This is a genomic window from Chryseobacterium sp. CH25, assembly GCF_004119455.1.
Classification (GTDB): domain Bacteria; phylum Bacteroidota; class Bacteroidia; order Flavobacteriales; family Weeksellaceae; genus Chryseobacterium.
The window spans coordinates 73170-99723 of sequence record NZ_NRQT01000013.1; the positions used below are offsets into that span (position 1 = coordinate 73170).

Below are 26554 nucleotides of genomic sequence, written 5' to 3' on the forward strand. Positions count from 1 at the left end.
AATTTGATTCATGGATAAAACTTTTGCAGATCAGGTTATTGAATTCAATGAGAATTTAATCTATTCAGGAAATCTTCCTGATGGCTTTGAAGTCTTGAATCCATATCTCGACAACCCGGAGACAAAGCTGGTGATGCAAAAGTTTTATCATAAATATTATAATGATTCCAACAAAAGGAAATTTATTATAGGGATCAATCCCAGTCGACATGGAGCAGGTGTAACAGGAGTTCCTTTTACAGATACAAAAAGGCTGGAAAGTGTCTGTGGAATAAAGATGAAATCTACCCATACCCATGAAGTGTCTTCAGTATTTGTGTATGATATGATTGCAGATTATGGTGGTGCAGATCTGTTTTATCAAGAGGTTTATATCAACTCTCCATTTCCATTGGCCATCGTAAGAAAAACAAAGAACGGCTGGCTTAATGCCAATTACTATGATGATAAAGAACTTTTCCGGGATGTAAAAGATTTCATGATTGAATCATTACGAAAACATATTAGCCTGAATCTGGATACTTCAGAAGTCTTTATCCTCGGGAAGAAGAATGCCGAATTTATTTCAAAGCTCAATCAGGAAGCTCAACTTTTCGATTCAATGACTGTTCTGGAGCATCCACGGTATATTCAGCAATACAAATCCAAGGAAAAGCAGCTGTATATAGATAAATATATTTTAGCTTTAAAAAATAAATAACAAATCCCTTAATATCAATCAAGGGATTTTGTTTTCATGAATTAGAATCTTTGTGGGAACAAGCTCGGATGGAACTTATAAATATTAATTTTTAATAACTTTAGTGGATTCGGTAGGTGTTTTGATAAAGTAAACACCTTTCGGAAGTTCTGAAATATTAATTTCATTAGTTCCTTTTTGAACCTGAAGAGTTTTCAGTATCCTACCATCATTACTGTAAATTTTAGCCTCTGACCCTTTTTCTGCATTAATTGTAAGAGGTCCGTTGGTAGGGTTAGGATAGATACTTACTTCTTTTTTAGAAATTTTACTTTCTGAGGTTCCTAAAACAACATTGCTGTCTTTAACCCATGTGAAGGCATCTAAAGCAACATACCTGAAGGCTCCATTTGCAGTAATACGAAGCTCATCAATAATAATGTTGGAATAATTTTGACCATTCAGATTAGTCAGATCAATTAAGGTATACCCATTCGTACTGCCTAAACTTGTAGCAAACCCATTTGTTTTTGTCTGGGTAAATTTTGTTACACCACTCAGTTTTCCGGTTACCGTAATAGATCCTTGTACATTCAGATCAAGATTCAATGCTGAAAGATACATCCAGAATCTGTTTACTTTAAATAAATTAGAAGTGGTCTTAATACTGAATGATGGTGGAGTCTCAGTATTATTAGAATTATCAATGTAACGGTTATCATTAGCGGTGCCGCTCCAGCCTGTTCCTGGGAAGTTTGCCTGAATGTCAAAAACACTTACATGGGAAATGATGTTAAAAATTACCCCATTATCAGTGAAGCTTGTATTCGCGTTGGATTCAGTTTCAAATTGTTCTGTACTGGTCTGCCCAAATGAAAAAATTGAAATGAGCAGACTACAAATTGTAAAAATAGTAGTGCTTTTCATGATTTTTGTTTTAAATATTAGGTTATGATATATTAATCTCGCGGAGGATAAATTCCTTCAACACAGATGATATAGTTGAGTCCCAAATAAGGAGGCATATTATTAACAGGCAGATTTTGTCCCACAAAAGCAATACTCTTATTGTTAATAATCGTATCAGGATCAGCATTATTAACAAAACTTGGAACAAAATTGAAATCTCTTCCTACCTGTGTTCCTGTTATAGCAATAGATGCTGTGGCTGTAGGAGTAGATGTATTGGCATTTTTATTGGCCACTTTAAGCTGAAATCCTGCTCCAATACTTGGAAGGTTTGATGTCAGGATTGTGTTCTGAGTAGTTCCTGCCACTACCCCCAAAGGATAGAATTCGTTAGCATTTACATTTCCTGCTCCTAATGCCATTCTTCCTTTTAAGTTAGGAAGTGCAAATGTTGTTCTTCCATCTCCGCCGTAGGTTGTTCCCAGAATAGAAAACACCGCAGAATAGTTAGCAATGCTAAGCAGTCTGCCATCGCAGAACATCCATCCTCTTGGGGCAAAATTTCCTGCAAATAATTTTACAATTCCAATGTATTCGTCCATAATAAATATTTTTAGCCTTTAGTTTTCTTACTCTGTTGTTGGCTTTTCAGATTCCGCCGTTTACTTGTTTATTTTCTAATCCAAAGGAACAACTAATCAGAAGGCTGTACTAGCGTAGAAAATACCAAATTACAGACTACGTATTTCTACGTAAAGAGATATTTTAATATTCTTGAAGAGTGAATTTATATCTTTTAAAATACAAGCTAACAAGTAATTGTTCAAGAGCGAGTTCCTGTCTTTTCTTTTCAATTTTCAGCTTAAAAAATAAGGTGAATTTATCTGCATTAAGTTTCTCTAAAAGCGCTGTAATTAGTATTTTTGTAAGAATCCAATAAAAATTAAAATGAACGAATTCGTAGTATCAGAAATTAAAAATAATATTGCCGAAATCACTTTCGGAACTCCAAAAAGTAATTCTCTTCCGGGAGCAATTTTAGAAAAATTGGCTCAGACTATTTTAGATGAAGGCGCTAAAGATGAGGTAAAAGCTATCTTAGTAAAAAGTGAAGGTGAAAAAGCATTTTGTGCAGGAGCAAGTTTCGATGAACTTTTGGCCATTGAAGAGCTTGAAGCTTCTACGAAATTCTTCGGTGGTTTTGCCAAAGTTCTGAATGCAATGAGAAACTGCGGAAAGATTGTGGTGGTAAGAGTTCAGGGGAAAACTACAGGTGGTGGAGTAGGAATTGCTTGTGGTGCCGATTACTGTTTTGCAACAAAAGATTCTGCATTGGCACTTACAGAGATCAATTTAGGAATAGGACCTTTTGTAATCGGACCTTATGTAGAAAGAAAGATTGGCAAATCACAATTCTCAGCAATGGCTATTGATGCTGATTTCAGATCTGCTGAGTGGGCAGAACAACATAATGTATATCACTCTGTTTCAGAAAATATCCAGGAAATGGATGAAAAATTGGAGAAATTTTTACAGACTTTAGCATCAAGAAGCAGTGATGCTCTGGCTTTGATTAAAAAAGTTTCATGGGAAGGAACTGATCATTTTAATGAACTGATGCCAGCAAGAATTCACATGAGTGCCAGCCTTATCTTAGAAGACTCTGCAAAAAAGAATATTGAAGCAATTAAAGAAAGACTGAGAGCAAAATAGTTTTCAGTTCATATAAAATAAGATGCCGTTGATTATTTCAGCGGCTTTTTTGTTGGCTGAAAATAGATGAGGTCTGAACTGATTTATTTATATCAAAAAAATATTTTGCAGATTCAAAATAAATTATAACTTTGTAATTCAAAGTTCTTTTTATGGATCAGAAAAATTATCACGAAGATTTATCCCATATCCGTTCCATGATGGAGCGGTCTTCCAGATTTATTTCTTTGAGTGGCCTCTCTGGAGTGGTGGCAGGTGTTGTAGCACTTTTAGGGGCCGGATATGCCTATTTTGCTATGGAAAGTAAAAAGATGGAGTATATTAATGGTAGTAGACTTAGTTTTACAACAGCATTGGTTCAAGAGTTGGTGATTACTGGGTTGGTAGTTTTGGTTGTTGCTGTTTTCAGTGGCTATATTTTTACCGCTAATAAAAGTAAAAAGAAAGGATTAAAGATCTGGGATGCCACTACCAAACGACTTTTAGTTACCTTTGCAGTCCCTCTAGCTGCTGGAGGTATCTTTTGTGCAGCTCTTATTGAGCATCATTTAGTAGTATGGATTGCTCCTACAACTTTGATCTTCTATGGATTAGGTTTAATAAGTGCCGAAAGATACACCTTGCCGGATGTAAAATACCTGGGATACTGTGAAGTTGCTCTTGGATTATTTTCTCTGTTTTTTCTAGGCTGGGGATTATTTTTCTGGGCTGTTGGCTTTGGGATTTTGCATATTGTCTACGGATTGATTATGCATAAAAAATATAAATAAAATTAACTTTGCAGCTTCTTAGGTGCCAATATTCACAAGCAGCACCTGATATCTGCAGTCATTACCTATTATGATCAAAATAAGTCAGCTCAATAAAGAATTCGAAAGCCGTGTAAGACTGGGTATTATGTCCGTTCTTATGGTAAACGACTGGGTTGATTTCTCTGAAATGAAAGGATTATTGGAGATTACAGACGGAAATCTTGCCAGTCACAGTAATGCCCTTGAAAAAGTGGGCTATATTGAAGTAAAAAAAGAGTTTGTAGGGAAGAAACCCAAAACCTCTTACCGCGTTACCCAAAGTGGGAGACAGGCTTTTACAGATCATTTGGATGCGCTTGAAAAATTATTAGGACGATAACTCTATATTTTTTGAACTTTTACTTTGTAATTCAAAGTTCTTTGTTTTGAAATGATTTTAATTTTTATAAATATGAAAGATCAGGATATTATTAATATAGGAAAGTCAGTTTTTGGACTTTGCTTTTTACTGGGAAATATGTGTCTGTTTGGATACTTAATAACCAAGGATGAAGATTTTGCTATAGGCGGGTTTCTCTTACTCATTTTTGGATCGGCTCTGAATCTTTTGATCATACTTATACTTCTTTTATCTGTTGTTTTTATTCCATCAAGATCTGATGCCTGTCTTAAAGCTATAGGTATACTGATGATTAATATTCCAATAGCCATAATTTATGCTTTAATAGGGCTTAACCTTAATTAAAATAATACACTATGAAAAAAATATGTGTTCAGTTTCTGCTTTTTGTATATGATAAAACACAAAAGCTCTACAGAAAATACTTTAAGAAGAAAAAAAGACAATGGCAGTTCAATGAAAGGCAGCTGTTGGAATTTAAGGAAGATTCATTGGGAAGAAAATTAGGTGAATTCTACCATAAACATGGGTTTTCAATGATTCCTAAAATGGAAAATCACGATGTTCATCACTTAATTACCGATTGTGGAACCAACTTCGAGGATGAAATTGCCATGCAGTATCTTTTGCTTGGGAACGGTAAGCTCAATGCCCATCTTTTGGCAGCTATTGTTTTAGGAACCATAATCCTTCCTGAATATGTGAAGATTTATATTAAAGCTTATCGGAAAGGACAAACAATGAGAGCTTTTTATGAATGGGATTTTGAAAGCTTGCTATGGCAGAATTTTGAACACCTGAAAGACTTTATCCAACAGAAAGATCCGGTTGTTCTACACTAAAAACTATTAAACTCTACATCTTATGAAAACACATCACTATATATTTCTCACAACAGCCCTGTTTGTTATCCTGTTCTACAATCAGGATCTAGGGCTGAATTTTGGAATTCTTGGAATTCTATATGCTACTCTGAATTTCTTTAAAACCCCTGAAAGAAATAAAAACAGAACATTTTATATCCTGACAGCTACAAGTGTACTTTCAGGAATTGCGTTTGCGTGGTATGGTGATTTTCCATCATTTCTGGCAGTGGCAAGTTCACTTCTTTTATTAGCTTATAAATCCAGGAATAGGAAAATGAAAATCCTCTTTCTGATTCCTGTTTTTATAATCAATGGCTTTACCTCAATCTGTAGAATTTTTATGCTGGATAAATGGCTGCCCCAAAGAAACGTTCCGGGAATGTGGCAGAAAATCATGGCCTTTGTGATCATCCCACTAATTCTTATCTCTGTTTTCTTTGGAATTTATGCAGCAGGAAGTGATCATTTTGCAGCTCTTTTCACAGATTATGAACTGGATATCGATCTTTGGCAGGTCTTCTGTCTTACTGTTTTAGGTTTTATTATTGCCTTTAACTTCTGGAATTATGCTGTTGAAAAACTGATTTATAAAAACCATCACTTTTTGGATAATGATTTTCAGAAAAGTGCTCAGGAACCCAAGGCTACCTATTCTTTTCTGGATTTGGAGGCCGAAAGAATGAGTGGAGTAGTATCCTTCTTCTGCCTGAATATTCTGCTGGTATTTTTCATTATTACCTACAACTATGAGCAGTTTTATGAAGTTTCAAAAACTCCTGTACAGCTTTCAGAAGAAACCCATGAGCGTGTTAATGCAGTAATTTTATCTATCGTGATGGCTATTCTGGTAATTATGTTCTACTTTAAATCAGGATTCAATTTTGATCCTAAAGCCAGATTACTGAAAATTTTAGCCAAAGTCTGGATTATTTTGAATGCTGTATTGATCCTGTCTGCTGCGGCCAAAAACTATGAATATATTGTGAACTATGCTTTTACCTATAAAAGGCTGGGGGTTTTTGCATTCCTTCTTTTATCTTTAGTGGGGCTTGGTTTAACCTTCATTAAAATTCAAAGACAGAAAAGAAATGCCTTCCTTTTCAATACCATGGCGTGGTACTTTTACGGAACAATCCTGATATGCAGCTATATCAATTGGGGTGGTTTTATGACCTCACAGAATATAACCCGTAAGAACTTTGATTTAGATTATCATTGGACATCCGTTAATTTCAACTATGAAAGTCTGATGAGATATGCTGATGAAAAGAATAACCTAAAGCTTAAAAGAGATCTACAGAATAAAATTAAGATAGAAAAATCGAAATCTTTCCTTTCAAAGATCATCTATTATCAAACCATCGAATAATAAGAAAACATGATGAAAAAGTTAATAGAATCTCCAAGATTTAAGATGAATGCTTTGCTGGTATTTATGACCTTGTTTTGTTTAAGTCTTTCCCTTTTCAGATATTATATCAGCGAAACAAAAGTGTTTTTCTTCTTGAACTGGAACCTGTTCCTTGCATGGATTCCTTTATTGCTGAGTACCTTTATAATGGCATTCAATATTAAAAGTAAGATATCCCTGGCTTTCATTATTATTGTGTGGATTTTATTTTTCCCCAACTCACCTTATATCCTAACCGATCTGTTTCATTTAAAAGTAAGAAATACCATTCCTATATGGTATGATCTGATCGTGATCCTTTCCTATGCCTGGACAGGACTGATCTGTGGTTTTTTAAGCCTTATTGATATTGAAAAACTTCTGTCTGGATACAGTAAACAAAGAACCATCAATGGGGTTGTAATTCTCTTTCTTTTCATGAGCAGCTTTGGAGTGTATCTTGGAAGATTTCTCAGATGGAACAGTTGGGATATTCTGAACAATCCGTTTGGGCTATTCAATGATATTGTGGTACGGTTTATCTATCCAATGGAATATACAAAAACATGGGGTGTTACCCTTTTGATGGGGATTATGCTCAATTTTATGTATTTCACTTTTAAACTCATCAGTAATAGTAACGAAAAGCTTGTACAACCTAAAAGCACAATCTTTTAAAAGAGTTGGAACAATTTTAGCATTTAAAAAGGACTGCTTAATCAGGATTGTGTTGAAAATGGAAGTTTAGTATTGGTAACTTCTACTGAAAAAGGCTTTCAGGAATATGGAAAACTACAATAACTTTCATCTCCCAGCCTCCATCTTTTTCACTTCCTCAAAATTAATTATTATGAAAAAAAGCTTATTGTTAATTCCATTGATTATTATTTCATGTAAAAAGGATCCTGCTGTAACTGATGTACCTCAGAAGGATTCAACAATAGTAACGGAAATGCCGGATTCTGTTTATAAATCAGATTCTGTAGCACTGAAAAAGAAAGATTCAATTATTAACAATGCTCCTGCTACTAAAGAGGTTTTACGTAAAGGGGTGATGAGAAATGAAAAAGAAGGTCAGATTATAAGAACAGCAGATGCCTCTCAGCTTCCTTTCACATTAGGAGAAGAATTTAAAAATGATGATCAGGAGCTTATTTTAAAACTTACCAATGTTTCACAACCTAATATTAAAGCTAAGATTTCAACCAAAGAGAAAGATTTTAATATTAGATTCAACCAGATAAAACTTCCTAATGGAAATTATGATGGCCCTTTTGGAAGAGAGATCACCTACGAGATTCCTGAAAGAGGTGAAGTGTGGCTGATTATCGGGAAAAGTAATATGGCTTCCGGAAACTCCAAAGGACATTTTACAGTAAGCATTGAGTAAGCTGAATCAATTTGGTACAGTTTCTGCAAATTAGTATCTGAAAAGTTTAAATTTATAAATTATGAAAAATATAGTTCTAACAGCAATGGCCGCTTCAGCTGTACTTGTAAGTTGTGGAACCGTACAGTCGCTGGTTCAGAATACATTTCCCTATACAACGAATGTTTTAGTTTCCACAGGTGTGCCTGCTGATAAAGAAGTTTCTTCCACCGCTACAGCTACTAACGTGCAGACTTGGTTTGGCGGAAATAATAATGCTCAGATTAAAGATGTAAGAATCTCTGATGCAAAAATCTCTGTAGCATCTCCTTCAGGTGGAAATTTAAGTGCATTTAAAACGATTAAAATATATGTATCTTCCAGCGGAACAGGGGAGAGGTTAATTGCTTCCCGTTCTAATATTTCAACAAATTCTTCCAGCATGAGTCTGGATTTGAATGATACAGGATTTTTGGATAGCATTGTAAAAAGTTCAGGGCTTACCGTAAGAACAGTGTATGAATTGAAGAACCAGACTTCTTCAGATATGAATATTAAAGTAGCTCTTAATTTCAGTAGTGTTCCTGCAAAATAATTGTATAAGAGTTAAGAATAAAAAACTCCTTTCAGTGACTGAAAGGAGTTTTTTGCTTTGAATAGAGGAATTGAAGGAAGTTGTCATTACTTATATAAAATTGCAATTTAATTTTTAAAGATAGCTTTATCAGACCTTTCGGTACTGTTAAGAGCTAAGAGTAACTTCCAGCATCATTCTTCCATCTTCCAGCCTTTTATTATAATTTGGTGAATTTTTCCACAACCCGTCTTGAGCCTTCATTGATATTAATGATATATTGGCCCATAGGAAGCTCAGAAATATTAATATTTTCATTGGATGATACGGTGCTTTTTATGACTGATCTTCCATTCATATTGATGATTTCGATATTCAACTTTTTATTTTCAGTACTTTGAATGGCTATATAGCTACTTGATGGATTAGGATAAACTTTTACTTCCAATGCAGGTAAAGCTTTGGCAGAAGCTTTAGATGTACCTTCCAGTTGTAAAATAGCATTTCTTACATTCGGAAGCGGACCAATCTTTTTATTAACATCAGTTCCACCCTGTGGGATTCCTGTAGAAACCAGAAGGCTTCTCATGGCAGCCGGAGTTAAATTCTGCCCGGTTGTCTGACGGTAAAAAGACTGGATCAGTACCGCAGCAGAAGCTACTGTAGGTGTTGCTGAGCTTGTTCCACTGAAATAATTGTAAGTTCTGTTATTGTCATTATCATACTTTGCATATGATCCGTATCCTGCTGCCAGAACACTGCTTCCCCAGCCCTGTACATCCACTCTGCTTCCATAAGTGCTGAAGCTTTGTTTGGAATGGGTAGTGTTAGGAGTACCAGCTCCTACAATGATGGCACCACTGTTTCCTCTTGCTCTGTAGGTTGCATAGAAAGGATCATCAAGATCCTGGTTTCCGTTTCCTGCAGCGGCAATGATGATAATTCCGGAATCTGTAGCTGCTTTTGTAAGATCCCAGATTACACTGTCATATTCAGCAGGACAATACTGGCCGTCTTTTCCACCCGTCTGCATTTCATAGAGGATAACATCCCCAGCCTGAGAAGCGTTGATTGATCTGCTTACTGCAGAAGCCCTGTTATATCCAACCGTTGTCCATTCCATATACCCTTTAATCTCCGAAGCATTGTAAACAGCTCCTGTAAGACCTATATTATCTTTTACAGATCCTAAAATACTTACCACAGCAGTTCCGTGATCTCTGTAGTTATTGTTGGCCAGCCCTGAATTAGGAGAATAGCCAGGCTCCAATTGAATAGAATTCTGGTTGGTTAACATTTCGTGGGTTTTGTAAAAACCATATTCTACATCACGAATTCGGATGTTTTGCCCGGTAATTCCTCTTGACCATGCATATTTTGCATTGATTCCAGGATTGTCATTCAGGTAGGTCTGCAGGTTTTCCAGGTCCGGAGTTGCTACAAACATATTAACTAAAGGGGGTTCAACAGGAGCACTGCTCATCACAGAAACATATTCTATTTCAGGAAATTTTTCAAGGGTCTGAATAAGTCTTTTAAAAGAATCTCCATCCTGAACAGGAACATTAGCTTTAAATATTCTTTTCAGCTTTTGAACAGACTCTTCTGAATTTCCGTTCCGTCTGCTGCTAGCTGCCATTTCATTAATTTTTTCATTACTGAAGCCCAGATCATAAGTGAATGATATTCTATTTTCTCTGGCGAATCTTTCCAGTTCAGGATTTTTGCTGAGTGCATCCTTTTCTGAAGAAATGTCTTTTGAAAAGCATACATAGATCAGATCATTTTGCTGAGTAGTGCGATCTGACGGAGATTGTCCAAATGAAAGGAAGAAACAGAACACCAATAATGTAAGAAGTTTGATTTTTGTTTTCATATTATTTTTATTAAATGGTTGTGAATTGATTTGGATAATCTCAAAATTAATAATAAAATGAAAACAAATCACGTTTTTGTGAATTTATTTTTCAATAGGTTGATTTTGCCTTTGTGCAAAAGGATTTGTTATAGTCTTGATAAAAAAATACCTTTCAGTTTTGCTGAAAGGTATTTTTCATTGTGTATATAAAGGGTTTTTAATCTGATTATATTTCAGCTGAATTTTCAGTGAATTGATGATAAAAAATCTGTTTTTTGTTCATGATTTTATATTCAATCCCAATGCTGTCTTTATTGGCATTAATGAATTTAGCCTCTTGAATAGGTTCCTTTTGTTCTTCACTGGGGATGTCAATTGAAGGACGTTGTACAACCCTTTCTAAAATTTCTACATAAGGCGTTTTGCTGATTCTTTTTTCAAGAATACCCTTCTGTTGATAGATTGCCATTTGTGGCTTGGATAATGCTCCGGGACGGTATCTCTCAATTCGATAGTCATTATTAAGCGAAATCCTCTGGTAGCTGTCAATGGTTGAAAAATAGCTTACAAGAGCGAAAAAAGGAAGCATCATGGGGAGAATGCTCAAAATAATTCCAGCCACCAAAAGTCCAAAGTAAACTTTTATTGCTTTTTTCTTCCAAAGCCGGATGATAATAAAAATAGTCAGTGCCAGCCAAAGCCATCCGATAATTTTATCTGTGTAATATCCGGCGTAGCTGTATTGATTAAAATTTAAAACAACTTCACTCAGGAAAACCAGGGTTACTACAAGATAAACGATAATAATATTTTTGTTCCTCATCCGTATTCTGTTATCAGCTTTTGGTAATAGAATCCATAACGATGGTTACAGGCCCGTCATTGATTAATGAAACCTTCATGTCTGCCCCAAAAATACCGCTTTCAGTTTTCAGACCGGATTTTGCGATTTCTTCTTTAAAATAATCAAATAACGGAACCGCTTTATCAGGCTTAGCCGCTTTGATGAAAGAAGGACGGTTTCCTTTTTTATAATCAGCAATTAAAGTAAACTGACTGATACACAGGATTTCTCCGGAAATATCTTTTACAGAAAGATTGAGCTTGTCATCTTCATCACCAAAGATTCTCAGGTTCAGTATTTTCTGTACTAACCAATCTGCATCCGCTTTTTCATCATTCTCATCAATACCTACCAGCAGCATTAAACCTTTTGCTATTTCTCCTACTATTTTTCCATCTACTTTTACACTGGCTTCAGAGACTCTTTGTATAACAATCTTCATTTTTTATTTTAATAATAAACATTTAAAACTTTGCTTGCAGGATCATAATTATAAGATGTATAGGTCTTGGGAGGAAGAGAAGTCTTTGCTCCATCCAATGGCTGACCGGTTCTTAATATCCATTTGGTGCCATCCTTTGGACATAAAATGGAAATATTATCCTTTACCTCAAGGGTTGTACCATTATCGGGACATAAATGAGGGGCATTCCGATCATAAATCTTAAATGTATTTCCTACGCGAACAATGATTAATCCTCTGGTTCCGGATTGTTGTTCATTTACATAAATCCAGCCGTCATCATAATTTAAAGCGTTATAAGCAGGAAGGTTTAAATTCAAAGTAACATTGATTGGATTGTTTGGAAAACAGTTCACCGTATCTTCTCTACTTCCACATGAGTTTATGAATAAGTTACTGAAAATCAATAAAATGAAAATAGATAATATCGAAAAAGTTTTTTTCATTTCAATTTAAATTTTTATATATTTGTAGAAATTAAACGATTATAACACGTAAAACATTGTCCGGCAAATGTCGGATTATTTTTTATACTAAAACTAAATTTTGAAAATTATGGCAAGCTATGTAACAAAGGAGGGCCTTGAGAAAATGAAAGCTGAGCTGGAACAGTTGGAAACTGTGGAAAGACCAAAAATTACTCAGCAGATCGCAGAAGCTAGAGACAAAGGAGATTTGTCTGAAAATGCAGAATATGATGCGGCTAAAGAGGCTCAGGGGATGCTTGAAATGAGAATTTCCAAGCTGAAAGATGTTATCTCAACTTCTAAAATTATAGACGAAAGCCAATTAGATACTTCAAAAGTTTCTATCTTAACTACAGTGAAGCTTAAGAATAATGCAACTAAACAAGAGCAGGTATTTACATTGGTACCAGATAACGAAAGCGACCTTAAAACAGGAAGGATTTCTGTAAACACTCCAATTGCGAAAGGGTTATTAGGTAAAGTGAAAGGTGAAACCGCTGAAATTACTTTACCAAACGGAAACAAACTTTCTTTTGAAGTATTAGACATTACTCTATAGTCTGATATTCCCTTTCATTTCTAAACTTCCAGTATTTAATCTCTAACTTTTATAAAAATGAGCACTATATTCACAAAAATCATCAATGGCGAAATTCCCTCTTATAAAATTGCAGAGGATGATAACTTTATCGCATTCCTTGACGCAATGCCTTTGGTGAAAGGACATACTCTAGTAGTTCCGAAAAAAGAAGTGGATTTGATTTTTGATCTTGAAAGTGAAGAATACAAAAACCTTTGGGGATTTGCCCAAGAGGTAGCCAAGAAGATCAAAACTGCAATTCCATGTGTAAGAGTAGGAGTAGCGGTTGTAGGACTTGAAGTTCCACATGCTCACATTCATCTTATTCCTTTAAACAAGATGGAAGACATGAACTTCAGAAATGAAAGACTAAAATTAACGAACGAAGAATATACAGAGATTCAAAACTCAATTATTAATTCTTAACACACAGAAAATCGTAAAAAAGTAATTTTTTACGATTTTCTTTAACATATACATATATATTATATAATATGAATCCAAACCAATGTTCTTTCTGCGGAAGAAAAAGAAATGAAGTACAAATGTTGATTTCTGGGCAGAACGGTTTTATTTGTGAAAATTGTATAGAGCAGGCACATGTTATTGTGAAAGACAGTGCTTCCAAATCAGGACATTCTCCTGCAGACAATATGGAAGATCTTAAAAAGCCAAAAGAGATCAAGGTGTTTTTGGACCAGTATGTCATTGGACAGGATCAGGCCAAAAAGCAACTTTCCATTGCGGTATACAACCATTATAAGAGATTGCTTCACGCTCAGGATGAAAACAGAGAAGTAGAGCTTGAAAAGTCTAACATCATCATGATAGGAGAGACAGGAACAGGAAAAACGTTGTTGGCTAAAACCATTGCCAGAGAACTTAATGTTCCTTTCTGTATTGTGGATGCTACTATTTTAACAGAAGCAGGATATGTAGGGGAAGATGTTGAAAGTATTCTTTCAAGATTATTGATGGTGGCCGACTATGATGTGGAAAAGGCAGAAAAAGGAATTGTCTTTATTGATGAGATTGATAAGATTGCAAGAAAATCAGATAACCCAAGTATTACAAGAGACGTTTCCGGAGAAGGAGTACAGCAGGGATTATTGAAACTGTTGGAAGGAAGTATCGTAAACGTACCGCCACAGGGAGGTAGAAAACACCCGGATCAGAAGTACATCCAGGTGAATACTCAGAATATCCTTTTTATTGCTGGAGGAGCTTTTGACGGAATTAAAGAGATTATTGAAAGAAGAATGAATAAGCAGGCTATTGGTTTCAGTTCAGAAAAAATCAATAAAACTGATGAAGATGAGTATGTATTAACAAATATTAATGCAATTGACTTACGTTCTTTTGGATTAATTCCCGAACTTTTAGGAAGGTTTCCAATCATCACTTACCTTGATAAACTCACAAAAGAAACGCTGGTAAGAATTATGAAAGAGCCTAAAAACTCAATAGTGAATCAATTTGTGGAACTCTTCAAAATGGATGGCACGGATTTGGTAATTACCGACGGGGCAATTGAAAAAATTGTTGAGGAAACCATTGAAAAAGGATTGGGAGCAAGAGGTCTTAGAGGGACTACAGAAAAGGTTCTGGAAGACTATATGTTTTCAATAGGAGAGGAAAAAGAGATTGTCTTAACTGAAGATAATATTTTGATTAATAGATAAAAAAGTTTTTTTTTTAAAGAAAAAAATAATACCTTTGCGGGTGAAGATTGTATTAACACACAAATAATTTATACAATGAGAAAAAGTTTATTTGCTATAGGTCTTTTAGCAATTAGTTACTCTGTTCAGGCGCAGATACTATGTCATGTTGACACTAATGCTAATATGTATGTGAGCGAAGGCACCCTAGTTTATAGTGGTGGAGGTGTACAGACAAAAGGCTCCGGTCTTTTGGAAGTGCGTGGAAATGTTATGATAGAAGGTGCGGGCGGAGACGCTTTTAGAACATTAGATGCCGCTGGTACGGGTGCAAAGACCGATGGTGGAAACATTGTTCTGAAAATGAATACCCCTGCAACCTATGCAACATCTACGTACGGACAATTGTACATCAATGGATTATCCCAGTCCAATGTTACAGGTGTTGTAAGTAAAGAGTATAGAGCAGACAAGCATGGTACCGGTAATTTTTACCAACAGATAGCTCTACCTTTTAATAATAAGGTATTAAATACTCTATCTCCCGAACTTAACAAAACCTTTACTGATGCCAGATATTCTAAGAATGAAATCTTAACTTGGGATAATGCTGTGGTTGTAAGTAAAACCTTAACAACTGCTTCTGCTACTCAAGTTCCTTATGGATATTATATGCTGGGATCTAATAATAACAATTTAGATCTTAGTGCTCCTCCAGGAGGAGCCAACGCTGTTTACACTGTTAATGGTCAGCCATTCTCGAACTTAGCAACTGTTAATTTACAGAATGCTGGTAATGGTATTAACTTTGGTGCGAATGGTGGGGCTATTAATATGTATAATGAGAAATATAACACTTACCTTTATGACCAGTTTGAAGAAACTGCAAGCCCATGGGCAGGAAATTATGGTAAGAATATTTACGAATTTGGTAACCCTTTCTTAACGAATTTAGATTTATCAACTATCGGATATACTGAAACTACTCCAAATGGTATTAGTGATGGCAACGCAATCAATAATATCTGGGCGGTTCAATATTCGCCGGGATCTGTACAGTATACCAATGCAGGAAGTACTTTTACTGATGCTCTTATTATGACATTTGATGAGACTACTCACATTCCTGTAGGAGATGTTAATAATCTTATGGTAAAACCAATGGGGGTTTTCATTATGAAGTTAAGAGATAACACTCCTCAAACGCTAAATTTTAATACCCTTAGAAGATTTAAAAATACAGCAAGACCTGCTAATACGGATTACAATGTAAATGCTAAAAATGCATTTAAAAGTGTTAGTGCCGGAACTATTAAGCAGTTAGGTGTAATTGGTCTAGACGCTAGCGGTAAAGAATTGGCAAGAACTTATTATGTAGTTTCAGGACATGCTACAACAGGACACCAGACATCTACAGCTACTACGGTACAGGCTGCTTCTGGAGATAACCTGATTGTTACATATGAAGAAAAAACAACTGGAGGAATTGACCCTAACTATCAATCAAACTACTCATTATACATCAATGAAGCAAACGAAAAAGACTTCTTGGGTAAAAATGTTGTTTTAAATAGTTTTGATTACAATGAGCCTGGTCAGACTCAGAAAATTGTTTCTTACAAATTTGAAGTTAGAGAAAATGCTGAAATGATTCCAACAGGAGTTCATCAGTTATCTTCTGGAACTGGATTCTATTATAAAACGGCTAATGGTAATGTTGAAGAAGTTAAACAGGATGCAGTTATTCCTGTAAATTCTAAAACTTATAACCTTTACTATGGAGCTCCTGATAGAGGTTCATTGGCAACAAAAGAAGATACGTCATCACTTTCAAGAACAATGGTTGTTTATAACCCAGCGGTTAGCAACTATATTGTGAGATTTGATAAAAATTGGAAAAAAGCAGATATTGAAGTTTATGATATGAGTGGTAAGCTTATCATCTCTAAGAAAGCTGTAGATACAGCTAAGGATTTCGTAATTGAACTGGATGGTTCAGTGAAGAGCTCTTATGTTGTAAAAGTGGTTTCTGATAAAGGAGTAATAGTTAACACCAAAATCTTAAAATAAATAATATGAAAACTATAAATAAACTAGTATCCGCTCTTTTGCTTTTTGTGGTATCCTTTGCGTATGCAGAAGAAATCCCACCAGCTCCAGCTCCTACAGGAAGAGGAGGTATCGGAGGAGGTGGACCAGGTGCACCAGCTTCACCAATAGATATGTATATATATTTACTTGCTATTGTAGCTATCGTGTTCATTGCGTTCTACACAAAAAAGTATAAAAGCATAAAAGCATAAAATTTTATTAAAATAATAGGAAACTCTCTGATTAATCAGAGAGTTTTTTTATTTTTACTCTATGAAAAAGATTTACACACTAGCTGCGGTTTTAGCTGCATTTGCACTGCAGGCTCAGTTTACAGTTACAGTTCAGACACCGGCAGATTTTAAAGACCAGGATGCCATTCTATATACATTAAGCGGTTCAAAAGATATTATTGTTACCAAAGAACAAAGCAAGAATAATACATGGACCTTTAAATATCCAAGCAACTATATGGGGATGATGAAGATTTACTTTCCCACAACCAATAATACGGTAAGCTTTATTTCTGAAAACAAGAATGTAAATATTAAGTTAGATATTCAGAATAATAAAGTGAAGGATGTTACATATCTGGATGAGGCTAATGAGCTAATGAGTAAGCAACAGGAAGGTTCTCAAAAGAAAGAACTTATACTTCCGGCTTTAACTCAAATCAAAGAATACTATAAAGATACTACAGACTTTGGAAAAGCTCTAAAAACAGAGATTGACAGACTTTCAGGGACATCCACTTCTATTGATGCTGCCAAGCACCCTTTTATAACTTATTATAATGCTAATTACAGTAAATTCCTGGGAAATCAGGCAGATGGTAATAAAAAGGTTGATCAGGATGAAATCATTAACTTCCTTGATAAGTCTAATGATATGCTGGAAAGCTCATCACTACTGAGACCTGTATTATTAGCTTATTTAAACTCTGGAGGCAATACTAATGTTGGTGGCTCAGTAGATAAACTTTTAGACCGTTTAAAGGTGGAAACTCCAAGAGGGCAAACAGTACTGTCTGAACTTATCGATATTTTTGATGTTTATCAGATGGATGAGTTTAAAAACAAGTATCTTGGTTTAGCTAAAAATCTGAAATGTACTATTAATGATAGATTAGCTTCTACTCTAAAATCTAATGCTAATGTGGAAATGGGAGCTGTATTCCCTAATAATAAGTTCCAGTCGGCAACTAATACTACAGCAAAATCAATTCATGATGTGAAGGCTGACAAGAAGGTTATTGTATTCTGGTCATCTACATGTTCACACTGTGAAACTGAACTTCCGAAGTTATTGGAGAAATACAATGATTTAAAAGCAAAAAATATTCAGGTTATCGCGTTGTCTTTAGATGTAGATAAAAATTCTTATTCTAAAAAGATTGCTGCATTTCCATGGATCAATGATTCAGAATTGAGAGGCTGGAACAGTAGTTATGTAGATACTTACAATGTTCATGCAACACCAACCTATTTTATTTTAGATGCTAATAATAAGATAATCAACAAACCAGACCATGTAGGGAATGTTTTAGAATATTTTATGTTAAAATAATTTTGGAGGTAAAGAATATTTTTCTATATTTGCACCACCAAAACGGCGAGGTAGCTCAGTTGGTTAGAGCGCAGGATTCATAACCCTGAGGTCACGGGTTCAATTCCCGTCTTCGCTACAAAAACCGCAATCATTCATAAATGGTTGCGGTTTTCATTTTTATATAATTGCTTTCATTTTTCAGAATTATTTTCCTCATAATTGCTCACCCTGCCTATAAAATGTCATCTGAAGGCTTCAGCTTTATTTAGATTGTAGTAATATCTTGTTGAGTTTGTTTCATGTAAAAGATATTTAAACTTTATTGTTGTAATAAGGATTCAGATAAAATTATTTTTTTTATATTTGCACCACCAAAACGGCGAGGTAGCTCAGTTGGTTAGAGCGCAGGATTCATAACCCTGAGGTCACGGGTTCAATTCCCGTCTTCGCTACAAAAACCGCAATCATTCATAAATGGTTGCGGTTTTCATTTTTATATAATTGCTTTCATTTTTCAGAATTATTTTCCTCATAATTGCTCACCCTGCCTATAAAATGTCATCTGAAGGCTTCAGCTTTATTTAGATTGTAGTAATATCTTGTTGAGTTTGTTTCATGTAAAAGATATTTAAACTTTATTGTTGTAATAAGGATTCAGATAAAATTATTTTTTTTATATTTGCACCACCAAAACGGCGAGGTAGCTCAGTTGGTTAGAGCGCAGGATTCATAACCCTGAGGTCACGGGTTCAATTCCCGTCTTCGCTACAAAAAACCGCAATCATTTATGAATGGTTGCGGTTTTTATTTTTATACCATAGTATTCATTTTCCGGAATAGTTTCTTCATTAGGTTATTTTTTTACCTAGAGAATATAGACGGTAGTTGATTTTTCTATTTGTTACAAATTAAGCTATATATATTAACAGTAGATGATGGGAATAAGTTTGAGAAAACACAATAAAGCTAATCCTATATACTATCATATAAAGCCTATACTAATTTAAAATTATCCGATGTCTTCTGTTTTTTGCCTATTAATAGAATATTTTGATCCACAACGACCGGATAAGTTGGGATGAAACAATAATACTATTAAATCCTCATTAAAAATTAAAACTGTGTTTTTCTTTTAAATCGTACTGAGATCATAGCTCTGCTAATAGGCTGAAAATAGATGTAATTTAGATGTTTCTAGAATTTGCAAACCTGTAAATTATTAAAGGGTGAGATAAGTATTTTTCCGATCATTAACCCTAAAAAGTTAAATTATTAATCTTCATCCCATTTTTGAGATTCAAAAATATAATCTTTATCTTTATATGAACGAGCTATTTGTTGTTTGTTTTTTATTTTTTGATATTCTTGTTTAAAAAAAGGATCATTTATTAATGTATCTTGATATAAGTTATGAATCATTCGAAAGTCAGAGAAAAATTTATTTGTGTTTTCCCATTCAGGTGCAAATGCCAAATAGTTATAAAATAACATGGCTTGTTCATAATTAGAAAGTTGAGCCCTTAATATACGTAAATATTTGCGTTGTTCAGGATATGTTAAAAAGTCATTTTCTTGTGCGACGAATTTTACGATATGATACAAATGTCTATAGTAATGCCCTAATTTATTTTCATGTCCTTCAAATAGTGGATACCTTGATTTGGTATTATTGTTAATAAACTCATTAACTATATGTTTGCCATTTAATATAGAGTTGTCAAAATTTTGTTTCTCTCCCAGTAGTGTAGATTTGTATTTACCTTCTTCTAGAGTGGAATATCCATTGAAAAAAGCTTTATATGGAATTGAAAAATTTAAAAAAGAAGAAACACCAGTAGCAAATAAGGCACTAGACTTAGAGCCTCTATAAATTTTAAAGGCTATTTCCAATTCATTGGCTAAATAGATAAAGACGTCCCTGCCTTTGATTTGTTTTACATTTATTACTGATTTAATAACAGATGTTTTTTTTTCTTGAAAAGAATCTGTATTTTCAGATGTATCATAGGTCTTTTGTTCATTGTAAATGTATAAGTCAACTTCAATTTCATTCACATTTTCTTTGTGTAGTTTTAACATTTCATAAAATTGAGCTTCAAAAAAAATTCTTTGATTTTCGTTGGTTTGTAATTTCAATTGCCGTTTAATATTCTTATTCTGATTTTTTAAATCAGTTTTAAAGTTCTCTATTTGAATTTGATTTGCTCTTAGTTGCATATAAAAAGCTAAGAAAGTTATAAAAACGCTACTAAGTGTTATGAGTGGGTTCATAATTCCGCCTATAGTATCTCCTATATAGCCAGAATTTGCATCAAATTTTTCTTTATTATCGATTAACAAGTTTGGTGCAAGAAATGAAAAAATAATAATTGAAAATGATAATACGACTAATATTATTACTTTCTTGTCCCAAAGAATTTGAGGCTGTTTCTTTTTCTTCATAGATGTTTATTATGTATGTTATTTTGTTTTATTTATTCAAATTTCTCAGGACATATCACTCTATTATAAAAAAGCCGTTTCCTTATATTGAAAACGGCATATTTTATTTGTTTAAAGCCTTTACTAAGCCTGATAGCCTAATAGCTTTCTGATTTGATAGAAGAATCTTTCAATAAGTCTCAGATCTTCAGTTACAATTTCTGCACTTCCTCTTAGCTCTTTATCAAATTTCAGATTTTTATTGTAGCTTGTTTTTAATCCTTTTGGTAGAACTACGTCTACATAATAATTTCCTTTGTCATCCGGAATAAGTGATATGTTCTGAACTTTTCCTTCTACAATTCCGTATTCCTGGAAACGATAGTTGTCCAGTTTGATTAATACTTTTTCTCCTGGAGTGATTTTTCCAGAGTTTACGGTAGGAACAGACATTCTGCCTACTAATTTCTCCTTATTCTTAGGAAGGATAGATACAATAGCTTCTCCGGCTTTTACGAACTGATTTTCGCCGAAAAACTGTTGGAAACTGGCAACACCATCCGTAGATGAAATAACAAGATAATTTTGCTCCCAAAGCTTTAAAGCTTTTCTGAGTTGTTCAAATAGCTGTAAGGTTTGTGAAGAATAATTGATTTTATCTTTTTCTGTATTAATTACTGTTCCGCTTCTTGTTTTATTAAGATTAGAAATTCCTTCTTCAGCTTGCGAAATAGAAATATTGATATTTTCAAGGTTCTGTTGAGCCTGAAGATATTTGATTTTTTCATTTTCAAGTTCCATGGCAGAGATCACTCCCTGATTGAATAGTTCCTGAGATCGCTGGAAGTTTTTTCTGGTAAGGTCGTATTTAGCTGATTCCAGATTTTTTTGCTGTTTTAAAGTCGTAATTCTCGCTCTCGATTCAGATAAACTGAGATTAGTAGCGAGGTTTTCCGGAGCATAAGGCTGTAATCTTGTAAAAAGCTCTTCATCCTGAAATGCTTTTGCAAAGCTATTGTAGTCTCCCTGAAGTTCACCTAATTTAAATCTTGAAGTCTGAGCAATAGGGAAGGAACTAAGCTGATTCGGAGATATGGAATCTACCATTTTTTTAATGCGATAACATCTTTGTAATTGGCTGCTGACAACATTACCATCAGAACATCATTCTTCTTTACTTCCTGATGATCCTTAATGAATATTTTTTCAATCTTAGAGTTTATTCTTGCCTCTAATTTTTCCGGTGGGTTCTGAGAGGTTACTATAATAGGGGCCGGTACAAATTCCGGATACTTTATAATATAACTCATAACAAAAATGAGTAGGATAATTACAAATATAAGCGTGTTTCCCCAACGGATCATCCAATTAGGAGGTTGAGTAAGGATATCCTGTACACTTTCTGAGCGGAGTTCGATATTGTCTAAAACGTCTTCTTTCATTGTTTTCTGAGATAAAGTTCCCCCAATTTTTCAGGGGGAATATAATTTAAATACGTGGGCAAGTCCCGTCATACCACGATGGTGGTGAAGTGTCTGCGTCTGGTGGACATGCAATATGATGCAGGCGACATGGCATCCAGCTACCCAGGCACCATGATCCACAACAGTTGTCGTCCGGAATTATTGCACCCCCACTGACAAAAACTAAATCTTTTCTGGAAAGTTTTTTTAGATTTTTCATAATTAATAGAAGTTTTTAGTTTCCTACTCTGTAAGCTTTTCGGATTCCGCTATATATTGATTCTCAATGGTTAATTTCCTAGTTCAAGCTGATTTCTCACCAATCGGTAATATTCACCGCGTAAGTCTACCAATTCGGCATGGCTGCCTTCTTCTACCACTTTTCCTTTATCCAGTACAATAATCTTATCGGCATGTTTTACAGTGGAGAGTCTGTGGGCAATAACGACTGCTGTTTTACCTCTGAAAAACTGCTCAAGATTTTCCATAATGATCTTTTCATTATTGGCATCCAAAGCCGAGGTAGCTTCGTCAAACAGTATATATTCAGGAGATTTATAAACAGCTCTGGCAATAAAAAGCCTTTGTTTCTGTCCACCACTCACTCCAACACCTTCATTTCCGATCTTTGTATTATAGCTTAACGGAAGACCTTCTACAAATTCTTTGATATTAGCTATTTCTACTGCACGTCTCAGTTTCTTTTTATCAACGTGATCTTCACCAACGGCTATATTATTGGCAATTGTATCATTGAATACATATCCTTCCTGCATTACAACGCCGCAATGATCTCTCCAGAATCGTGGTGAAATATTCTTCAGGGCTGTATTCCCAATTTTGATATCACCCTGGTCCGGATCATAAAATTTCATCAGAAGTTTCAGTAAAGTAGTTTTTCCACTTCCACTGGCTCCAACAATTGCAGTAGTTTTTCGATAAGGAATAGTAAGACTCAGATTTTCAAAAACCGGAACATCAGATCCGATATATCTGAATGACATATCAGTAATTTCAATGTCCCTTTGCGGAATTTCCATAGCATACTGTTCATCCTTATTTTCCTCATCTTCCTTATCATGAATTTCACCTAATCTTTCAAGGGAGATTTTGGCATCCTGAGTTTGTTTAATAAAATCAATAAGCTGAAGAAGCGGGCTGTTCAGCTGTCCGATGATATATTGAACCGATAGCATCATCCCTAAAGTTAGGTTTCCGCTTAAAACCAATTTTGCAGACAGGAAACTTACCAGAATATCTTTCATCTGATTAATAAAGTTTCCTCCTACAGACTGCCATTGCTCTAAAGACAGTGATTTTATTCTAATTTTAAATAGTTTTACCTGAAGGAATTCCCAGTCCCATCTTTTTTGCTTTTCAGCATTATGCATTTTGATTTCCTGCATTCCGTTGATCAGCTCAATCACCTTACTCTGTTCCTGAGAAACCTGTGAAAATCTTTTGTAATCCAGTTCTTTTCTCTTTTTAAGGAAGAAACTGATCCATCCGATATAGGCTATTGCTCCTACAAGATAAACAATGAAAAGTCTGTAATCATAGAATAGAAGAACAATACTGAAGATAATCAAATTGACTAATGAAAACAGAGTGTTTAATGAAGAACTCGTAAGAAGCTGTTCTATTCTGTGGTGATCATTAATCCTCTGCATGATATCTCCGGTCATTCTGGTATCAAAGAAGCTGATGGGAAGCTTCATAAGTTTGATGAAGAAATCGGAAATAATCGAAATATTGATTCGGGCAGAAAGGTGGAGAAGAATCCAGCTTCGGATAGTCTCAATACCCATTCTACCAAAGAATAACATAATCTGTGCAAGCAGGACAAGATAGATAAAGTTAATATCCTGATTCTGGATCCCAACGTCTACAATACTCTGAGTAAGAAATGGGAAAACCAGAGATAGTAAACTTCCTGCAAGAAGTCCTATCGCGATTTGAATAACAAGTGATTTGTATTTAAATAAATATTTTGAAAGAAAAGAAAAGCTGGCTTTACTTTCTTCATTATCAAATTCAGTTTGAAAGAATGCCGGTGTTGTTTCCAGTATAAGGGCTATTCCTTCCTCAGTGTTTTCGCTGGCATTTTCCCCAATCCATGCTTTGATGAATTCTTCCTGATTGTAAGTAATCAGTCCATAGCTGGGATCAGAGATGTATATCTTGTTATTTTTATCGGTTTTATAAACAACTACAAAGTGGTTTTTATTCCAATGCACAATACATGGAAGGGGAACTTCTTCTACGAGGGTTTTAAAATCGACCTGAACTCCCAATGAACGGAAACCCAGGTTTTCTGCAGCATCACTCAATCCGAGAAGGCTACTTCCTTCACGGGTGGTTTCAGAAAGGGCCCGGATCTGTTGCAGGGATATACTTTTACCGTAATATTTACTTACAATTCTAAGACATGTAGGTCCACAGTCTTTAGTGTCTGGTTGTTTATAAAAAGGAAATTTCTTCAAAGCTAATAATCATTATAAAATGTCGCCATATTCTGACGACATTTTTACTTTATTCAATATTATAATTCAATGAAATGGTTGACTAGTAGTAGCACCATTTGTTACATGCATTTACAGCACCTTCTTTAGGCGGGTTGATTTTGGATTCGCAATAGCTCGCTTCACTTTGAATTCTTGCACATTCCTGAGTAATACCACCTTTCAGTATTCTTAGGTTTTCTCTTGAAAGTTTTTTTAGATTTTTCATAATAAATAGTTTTTGGTTTTCCTACTCTTTTATAGCTTTTCGGATATCGCTTTTGTTTTTCCTAAGATAGTGAATTTTGAATCACTGGATATAATTAAATTTCGTCGTCTTCTATTAATTCATCAACAAAGAATACAATATCTTCTCTGTCGTATTTTTCCGGGAACTGATAACCGTTAATTACAAGGATAGGAGTGAAGTTAAGCCCTGCATTACTGTTTTCCACAGTCATTTGAGTCAAAGAATTCAGGTTTTCTGTTGTAGGAACCCCACCGGATAAAATATTGATTCTTTTTTCATCCCTTGTTTCGAACCATTCTTCTACAGCGTGAAGGAATTCTTTTTCCGGTTTATTGTTGTAGATATGGGTAAGATCGGAGATTAATGCATCGTATTTTTCATTAGATCTTTCAGGGGTATAGTTGAATCTCATCTGTAAAGAAACATCTTCAGGGTATTTCTTTAAAAGACTTTCTGCCAATTTATGGCCATCTTTACAGAATCCACAATAAGGATTGGAAATAATGGAAATACGAAGTCTTGCATCCTTTTTTCCTACAGAAAATGTCTCAGTATCCTGAAATTCTACTTTCTCTTTTTCTAATAACTGGCTTTTGAACAGTTCATAATTTCTTTTGAATCTAAGATTTTTAGCATTGGTCTTCTGAAGTTCTTCTTTTTGTTCAAGCAGAGTATTGAAATACATTACTGCAGAAAAAATCATTGCCCATAGGATAACAGTAAGTAAAAGAGCTCCAACTCCAAAAGAAAGATTCTGGAAAAAGAAGGCACTGATCACTAATTGCCCCACCAGGATAGAGATAATTAACAGACAAACTCTACAAAATGTTTTTTCAACAAAAGCCTGAATATATAGAGAATAACCAATAGCAAGTATAGAAACGAAAGTAAACCCTTTAACAATATAAGCGGTAGCCGGTAAAAATAACCCTAGTATAGCTAAACCTGTAAAGTAGATGAGTGAGAAATCTGAAAACTTTAATCCTAGAATACTGGTCTTGTCCTGTTTGATAATCCTGTCACATGAGTTAGCTGTTTGAGTAGCAGGAGCGCCCCCACAAATACTTCCTATAACAGTAGATGTATTTCCGAATTTTTGATTGAATAATTCAAGGGAAATATAAACTCCAGCTAAAGAAAGCAGGTTAAAAATGGCTTCAAGTAGCCCTTGATATATAAAAGAATAGATAAGAATCACTGCAAAAACTGCATATAGAATAGGCTTGAAATTGAAAGATGTTTTATTCTCTATATTCTCAGTTTTTTCAAACAGAAGTACAAAGTCGGTTGAATTCTTGTAAAGTTCTTCTTTGCCTAAAGTTTTTGCTTTTTCAGAGTATACAGAATAGTTGCTTCCCGATTTTTTTACTAATGAGAAAGCATTGTCAACAATCGCGATAAACTCTTCAGGAAGTTCGTCCCAATATTCTTTATCAAGCTGGTAGGCATCATTTTTTACTCCCAAAAAGTTTAAGGTATCACTGAAGGCCAGTGCAGATGGATAATTGGGGTGAGAATTAAACTGGAAAATAAATTCCTGCTTATCAAGTTTTAGGTAGTTAATTAGTTTATCAAAAATCATATTAATATTTTCATCTAAAATACACAGATGTTTTAAATTAACAAAAGAATTTTTCTTTTATTAGTGAGATATAAGGTGTTGTTAGTAGATTTGATTTGAATATCAATATTTTATTTTGCAGAATTTGGGCTAAAATGTGTTTTTTATCCGGATATAAAATAAAACTTGATATT

29 protein-coding genes and 3 tRNA genes are annotated in these 26554 nt (G+C 34.5%); 19 read left to right on the plus strand and 13 right to left on the minus strand.

Annotated features, from left to right (window positions below):
• Positions 1 to 10 precede the first annotated feature (10 nt).
• Positions 11 to 700: an SMUG2 DNA glycosylase family protein gene (locus BOQ64_RS21365; RefSeq protein WP_129059260.1), complete on the plus strand. Its 690-nt coding sequence runs from the start codon at positions 11 to 13 to the stop codon at positions 698 to 700.
• 84 nt (positions 701 to 784) lie between these two features.
• Here the strand turns inward: BOQ64_RS21365 and BOQ64_RS21370 are convergent, their stop codons facing one another.
• The gene (locus BOQ64_RS21370) at positions 785 to 1606 is read right to left on the minus strand and encodes a T9SS type A sorting domain-containing protein (protein ID WP_129059261.1); all 822 of its coding nucleotides are present in this window, start codon (positions 1604 to 1606) and stop codon (positions 785 to 787) included.
• Between the two features lie 32 nt (positions 1607 to 1638).
• Positions 1639 to 2190, minus strand: a complete 552-nt coding sequence (locus tag BOQ64_RS21375; RefSeq protein ID WP_129059262.1) for a phage tail protein — start codon at positions 2188 to 2190, stop codon at positions 1639 to 1641.
• A gap of 346 nt (positions 2191 to 2536) precedes the next feature.
• On the opposite strand from BOQ64_RS21375, the gene BOQ64_RS21380 reads away from it, so the two are divergent.
• The 9 genes from BOQ64_RS21380 to BOQ64_RS21420 all read left to right on the plus strand — a co-directional run bounded on the left by BOQ64_RS21380 (position 2537) and on the right by BOQ64_RS21420 (position 8673).
• Entirely contained in the window at positions 2537 to 3301 is a 765-nt protein-coding gene (locus BOQ64_RS21380) for an enoyl-CoA hydratase/isomerase family protein (protein ID WP_129059848.1), read from the plus strand.
• 152 nt (positions 3302 to 3453) lie between these two features.
• Positions 3454 to 4071 (plus strand): hypothetical protein, encoded by a 618-nt coding sequence (locus BOQ64_RS21385; protein WP_129059264.1) that lies wholly within the window; start codon positions 3454 to 3456, stop codon positions 4069 to 4071.
• Between the two features lie 70 nt (positions 4072 to 4141).
• Positions 4142 to 4432, plus strand: a complete 291-nt coding sequence (locus BOQ64_RS21390; RefSeq protein WP_045492574.1) for a winged helix-turn-helix domain-containing protein — start codon at positions 4142 to 4144, stop codon at positions 4430 to 4432.
• 72 nt (positions 4433 to 4504) lie between these two features.
• Positions 4505 to 4798: a hypothetical protein gene (locus BOQ64_RS21395; protein ID WP_129059265.1), complete on the plus strand. Its 294-nt coding sequence runs from the start codon at positions 4505 to 4507 to the stop codon at positions 4796 to 4798.
• 11 nt (positions 4799 to 4809) lie between these two features.
• Positions 4810 to 5295, plus strand: coding sequence for a Coq4 family protein (locus BOQ64_RS21400; RefSeq protein WP_129059266.1), 486 nt, complete (start codon positions 4810 to 4812; stop codon positions 5293 to 5295).
• A gap of 22 nt (positions 5296 to 5317) precedes the next feature.
• The gene (locus BOQ64_RS21405; protein ID WP_129059267.1) at positions 5318 to 6688 is read left to right on the plus strand and encodes a DUF4173 domain-containing protein; all 1371 of its coding nucleotides are present in this window, start codon (positions 5318 to 5320) and stop codon (positions 6686 to 6688) included.
• A gap of 9 nt (positions 6689 to 6697) precedes the next feature.
• Positions 6698 to 7387, plus strand: coding sequence for a DUF1361 domain-containing protein (locus BOQ64_RS21410; RefSeq protein WP_129059268.1), 690 nt, complete (start codon positions 6698 to 6700; stop codon positions 7385 to 7387).
• A 172-nt stretch (positions 7388 to 7559) separates the two neighbouring features.
• Entirely contained in the window at positions 7560 to 8099 is a 540-nt protein-coding gene (locus tag BOQ64_RS21415) for a hypothetical protein (protein WP_129059269.1), read from the plus strand.
• Between the two features lie 61 nt (positions 8100 to 8160).
• Positions 8161 to 8673 carry a hypothetical protein gene (locus BOQ64_RS21420; RefSeq protein WP_045501846.1) on the plus strand — a complete coding sequence of 171 codons (513 nt, stop codon included), beginning with the start codon at positions 8161 to 8163 and terminating at the stop codon, positions 8671 to 8673.
• Positions 8674 to 8872: 199 nt separating this feature from the next.
• On the opposite strand, the gene BOQ64_RS21425 is transcribed toward BOQ64_RS21420, so the two are convergent.
• The 4 genes from BOQ64_RS21425 to BOQ64_RS21440 form a co-directional block, all read right to left on the minus strand.
• Positions 8873 to 10528: a S8/S53 family peptidase gene (locus tag BOQ64_RS21425; protein ID WP_129059270.1), complete on the minus strand. Its 1656-nt coding sequence runs from the start codon at positions 10526 to 10528 to the stop codon at positions 8873 to 8875.
• A 208-nt stretch (positions 10529 to 10736) separates the two neighbouring features.
• Positions 10737 to 11333 carry a hypothetical protein gene (locus BOQ64_RS21430; RefSeq protein ID WP_129059271.1) on the minus strand — a complete coding sequence of 199 codons (597 nt, stop codon included), beginning with the start codon at positions 11331 to 11333 and terminating at the stop codon, positions 10737 to 10739.
• A gap of 13 nt (positions 11334 to 11346) precedes the next feature.
• Positions 11347 to 11796 carry a D-aminoacyl-tRNA deacylase gene (gene dtd / locus BOQ64_RS21435; protein WP_129059272.1) on the minus strand — a complete coding sequence of 150 codons (450 nt, stop codon included), beginning with the start codon at positions 11794 to 11796 and terminating at the stop codon, positions 11347 to 11349.
• An 8-nt stretch (positions 11797 to 11804) separates the two neighbouring features.
• Entirely contained in the window at positions 11805 to 12263 is a 459-nt protein-coding gene (locus BOQ64_RS21440) for a hypothetical protein (RefSeq protein ID WP_129059273.1), read from the minus strand.
• Positions 12264 to 12372: 109 nt separating this feature from the next.
• Between BOQ64_RS21440 and greA the strand changes: the two genes are divergently transcribed.
• The 9 genes from greA to BOQ64_RS21485 all read left to right on the plus strand — a co-directional run bounded on the left by greA (position 12373) and on the right by BOQ64_RS21485 (position 18932).
• Positions 12373 to 12843, plus strand: coding sequence for a transcription elongation factor GreA (gene greA / locus BOQ64_RS21445; protein WP_089739696.1), 471 nt, complete (start codon positions 12373 to 12375; stop codon positions 12841 to 12843).
• 57 nt (positions 12844 to 12900) lie between these two features.
• A complete protein-coding gene (locus tag BOQ64_RS21450; protein ID WP_129059274.1) occupies positions 12901 to 13290 on the plus strand; it encodes an HIT family protein in 390 nt (129 codons plus the stop codon).
• Between the two features lie 68 nt (positions 13291 to 13358).
• A complete protein-coding gene (clpX, locus tag BOQ64_RS21455) occupies positions 13359 to 14546 on the plus strand; it encodes an ATP-dependent Clp protease ATP-binding subunit ClpX (protein ID WP_129059850.1) in 1188 nt (395 codons plus the stop codon).
• A gap of 75 nt (positions 14547 to 14621) precedes the next feature.
• Entirely contained in the window at positions 14622 to 16595 is a 1974-nt protein-coding gene (locus tag BOQ64_RS21460) for a T9SS type A sorting domain-containing protein (protein ID WP_129059276.1), read from the plus strand.
• Positions 16596 to 16600: 5 nt separating this feature from the next.
• Positions 16601 to 16828: a signal peptidase gene (locus BOQ64_RS21465; protein ID WP_185147093.1), complete on the plus strand. Its 228-nt coding sequence runs from the start codon at positions 16601 to 16603 to the stop codon at positions 16826 to 16828.
• 61 nt (positions 16829 to 16889) lie between these two features.
• A complete protein-coding gene (locus BOQ64_RS21470; RefSeq protein WP_129059277.1) occupies positions 16890 to 18182 on the plus strand; it encodes a peroxiredoxin family protein in 1293 nt (430 codons plus the stop codon).
• A gap of 44 nt (positions 18183 to 18226) precedes the next feature.
• Positions 18227 to 18300: transfer RNA gene (locus BOQ64_RS21475), tRNA-Met, on the plus strand.
• Positions 18301 to 18542: 242 nt separating this feature from the next.
• A tRNA-Met gene (locus tag BOQ64_RS21480) sits at positions 18543 to 18616 on the plus strand.
• 242 nt (positions 18617 to 18858) lie between these two features.
• A tRNA-Met gene (locus BOQ64_RS21485) sits at positions 18859 to 18932 on the plus strand.
• Between the two features lie 504 nt (positions 18933 to 19436).
• On the opposite strand, the gene BOQ64_RS21490 is transcribed toward BOQ64_RS21485, so the two are convergent.
• From BOQ64_RS21490 to BOQ64_RS21505, 7 genes are all read right to left on the minus strand, one after another.
• Complete coding sequence (locus tag BOQ64_RS21490) at positions 19437 to 20606, minus strand: putative phage abortive infection protein (RefSeq protein WP_129059278.1); 1170 nt, start codon at positions 20604 to 20606, stop codon at positions 19437 to 19439.
• Between the two features lie 123 nt (positions 20607 to 20729).
• Positions 20730 to 21692, minus strand: coding sequence for an HlyD family secretion protein (locus BOQ64_RS21495; RefSeq protein WP_228448512.1), 963 nt, complete (start codon positions 21690 to 21692; stop codon positions 20730 to 20732).
• On the minus strand, positions 21686 to 22027 hold the full coding sequence (locus BOQ64_RS24250; RefSeq protein ID WP_228448513.1) for a hypothetical protein: 342 nt from the start codon (positions 22025 to 22027) through the stop codon (positions 21686 to 21688). The genes BOQ64_RS21495 and BOQ64_RS24250 overlap by 7 nt, the downstream gene beginning before the upstream one ends.
• A 46-nt stretch (positions 22028 to 22073) precedes the next feature.
• On the minus strand, positions 22074 to 22268 hold the full coding sequence (locus tag BOQ64_RS24975) for a bacteriocin-like protein (RefSeq protein WP_410494490.1): 195 nt from the start codon (positions 22266 to 22268) through the stop codon (positions 22074 to 22076).
• A gap of 70 nt (positions 22269 to 22338) precedes the next feature.
• Entirely contained in the window at positions 22339 to 24531 is a 2193-nt protein-coding gene (locus tag BOQ64_RS21500; RefSeq protein WP_129059279.1) for a peptidase domain-containing ABC transporter, read from the minus strand.
• Positions 24532 to 24613: 82 nt separating this feature from the next.
• On the minus strand, positions 24614 to 24778 hold the full coding sequence (locus BOQ64_RS23270) for a bacteriocin-like protein (RefSeq protein WP_164975862.1): 165 nt from the start codon (positions 24776 to 24778) through the stop codon (positions 24614 to 24616).
• Between the two features lie 94 nt (positions 24779 to 24872).
• Positions 24873 to 26381 carry a vitamin K epoxide reductase family protein gene (locus BOQ64_RS21505; protein ID WP_129059280.1) on the minus strand — a complete coding sequence of 503 codons (1509 nt, stop codon included), beginning with the start codon at positions 26379 to 26381 and terminating at the stop codon, positions 24873 to 24875.
• Between the last annotated feature and the right edge of the window lie 173 nt (positions 26382 to 26554).

What these genes read in the sequence shown, in the direction of transcription:
- BOQ64_RS21365 (WP_129059260.1), top strand. Translation starts at nt 11, where the DNA reads ATGGATAAAACTTTTGCAGATCAGGTTATTGAATTCAATGAGAATTTA.
- BOQ64_RS21370 (WP_129059261.1), bottom strand. Translation starts at nt 1,606, where the DNA reads ATGAAAAGCACTACTATTTTTACAATTTGTAGTCTGCTCATTTCAATT.
- BOQ64_RS21375 (WP_129059262.1), bottom strand. Translation starts at nt 2,190, where the DNA reads ATGGACGAATACATTGGAATTGTAAAATTATTTGCAGGAAATTTTGCC.
- BOQ64_RS21380 (WP_129059848.1), top strand. Translation starts at nt 2,537, where the DNA reads ATGAACGAATTCGTAGTATCAGAAATTAAAAATAATATTGCCGAAATC.
- BOQ64_RS21385 (WP_129059264.1), top strand. Translation starts at nt 3,454, where the DNA reads ATGGATCAGAAAAATTATCACGAAGATTTATCCCATATCCGTTCCATG.
- BOQ64_RS21390 (WP_045492574.1), top strand. Translation starts at nt 4,142, where the DNA reads ATGATCAAAATAAGTCAGCTCAATAAAGAATTCGAAAGCCGTGTAAGA.
- BOQ64_RS21395 (WP_129059265.1), top strand. Translation starts at nt 4,505, where the DNA reads ATGAAAGATCAGGATATTATTAATATAGGAAAGTCAGTTTTTGGACTT.
- BOQ64_RS21400 (WP_129059266.1), top strand. Translation starts at nt 4,810, where the DNA reads ATGAAAAAAATATGTGTTCAGTTTCTGCTTTTTGTATATGATAAAACA.
- BOQ64_RS21405 (WP_129059267.1), top strand. Translation starts at nt 5,318, where the DNA reads ATGAAAACACATCACTATATATTTCTCACAACAGCCCTGTTTGTTATC.
- BOQ64_RS21410 (WP_129059268.1), top strand. Translation starts at nt 6,698, where the DNA reads ATGATGAAAAAGTTAATAGAATCTCCAAGATTTAAGATGAATGCTTTG.
- BOQ64_RS21415 (WP_129059269.1), top strand. Translation starts at nt 7,560, where the DNA reads ATGAAAAAAAGCTTATTGTTAATTCCATTGATTATTATTTCATGTAAA.
- BOQ64_RS21420 (WP_045501846.1), top strand. Translation starts at nt 8,161, where the DNA reads ATGAAAAATATAGTTCTAACAGCAATGGCCGCTTCAGCTGTACTTGTA.
- BOQ64_RS21425 (WP_129059270.1), bottom strand. Translation starts at nt 10,528, where the DNA reads ATGAAAACAAAAATCAAACTTCTTACATTATTGGTGTTCTGTTTCTTC.
- BOQ64_RS21430 (WP_129059271.1), bottom strand. Translation starts at nt 11,333, where the DNA reads ATGAGGAACAAAAATATTATTATCGTTTATCTTGTAGTAACCCTGGTT.
- dtd (WP_129059272.1), bottom strand. Translation starts at nt 11,796, where the DNA reads ATGAAGATTGTTATACAAAGAGTCTCTGAAGCCAGTGTAAAAGTAGAT.
- BOQ64_RS21440 (WP_129059273.1), bottom strand. Translation starts at nt 12,263, where the DNA reads ATGAAAAAAACTTTTTCGATATTATCTATTTTCATTTTATTGATTTTC.
- greA (WP_089739696.1), top strand. Translation starts at nt 12,373, where the DNA reads ATGGCAAGCTATGTAACAAAGGAGGGCCTTGAGAAAATGAAAGCTGAG.
- BOQ64_RS21450 (WP_129059274.1), top strand. Translation starts at nt 12,901, where the DNA reads ATGAGCACTATATTCACAAAAATCATCAATGGCGAAATTCCCTCTTAT.
- clpX (WP_129059850.1), top strand. Translation starts at nt 13,359, where the DNA reads ATGAATCCAAACCAATGTTCTTTCTGCGGAAGAAAAAGAAATGAAGTA.
- BOQ64_RS21460 (WP_129059276.1), top strand. Translation starts at nt 14,622, where the DNA reads ATGAGAAAAAGTTTATTTGCTATAGGTCTTTTAGCAATTAGTTACTCT.
- BOQ64_RS21465 (WP_185147093.1), top strand. Translation starts at nt 16,601, where the DNA reads ATGAAAACTATAAATAAACTAGTATCCGCTCTTTTGCTTTTTGTGGTA.
- BOQ64_RS21470 (WP_129059277.1), top strand. Translation starts at nt 16,890, where the DNA reads ATGAAAAAGATTTACACACTAGCTGCGGTTTTAGCTGCATTTGCACTG.
- BOQ64_RS21490 (WP_129059278.1), bottom strand. Translation starts at nt 20,606, where the DNA reads ATGAAGAAAAAGAAACAGCCTCAAATTCTTTGGGACAAGAAAGTAATA.
- BOQ64_RS21495 (WP_228448512.1), bottom strand. Translation starts at nt 21,692, where the DNA reads ATGGTAGATTCCATATCTCCGAATCAGCTTAGTTCCTTCCCTATTGCT.
- BOQ64_RS24250 (WP_228448513.1), bottom strand. Translation starts at nt 22,027, where the DNA reads ATGAAAGAAGACGTTTTAGACAATATCGAACTCCGCTCAGAAAGTGTA.
- BOQ64_RS24975 (WP_410494490.1), bottom strand. Translation starts at nt 22,268, where the DNA reads ATGAAAAATCTAAAAAAACTTTCCAGAAAAGATTTAGTTTTTGTCAGT.
- BOQ64_RS23270 (WP_164975862.1), bottom strand. Translation starts at nt 24,778, where the DNA reads ATGAAAAATCTAAAAAAACTTTCAAGAGAAAACCTAAGAATACTGAAA.
- BOQ64_RS21505 (WP_129059280.1), bottom strand. Translation starts at nt 26,381, where the DNA reads ATGATTTTTGATAAACTAATTAACTACCTAAAACTTGATAAGCAGGAA.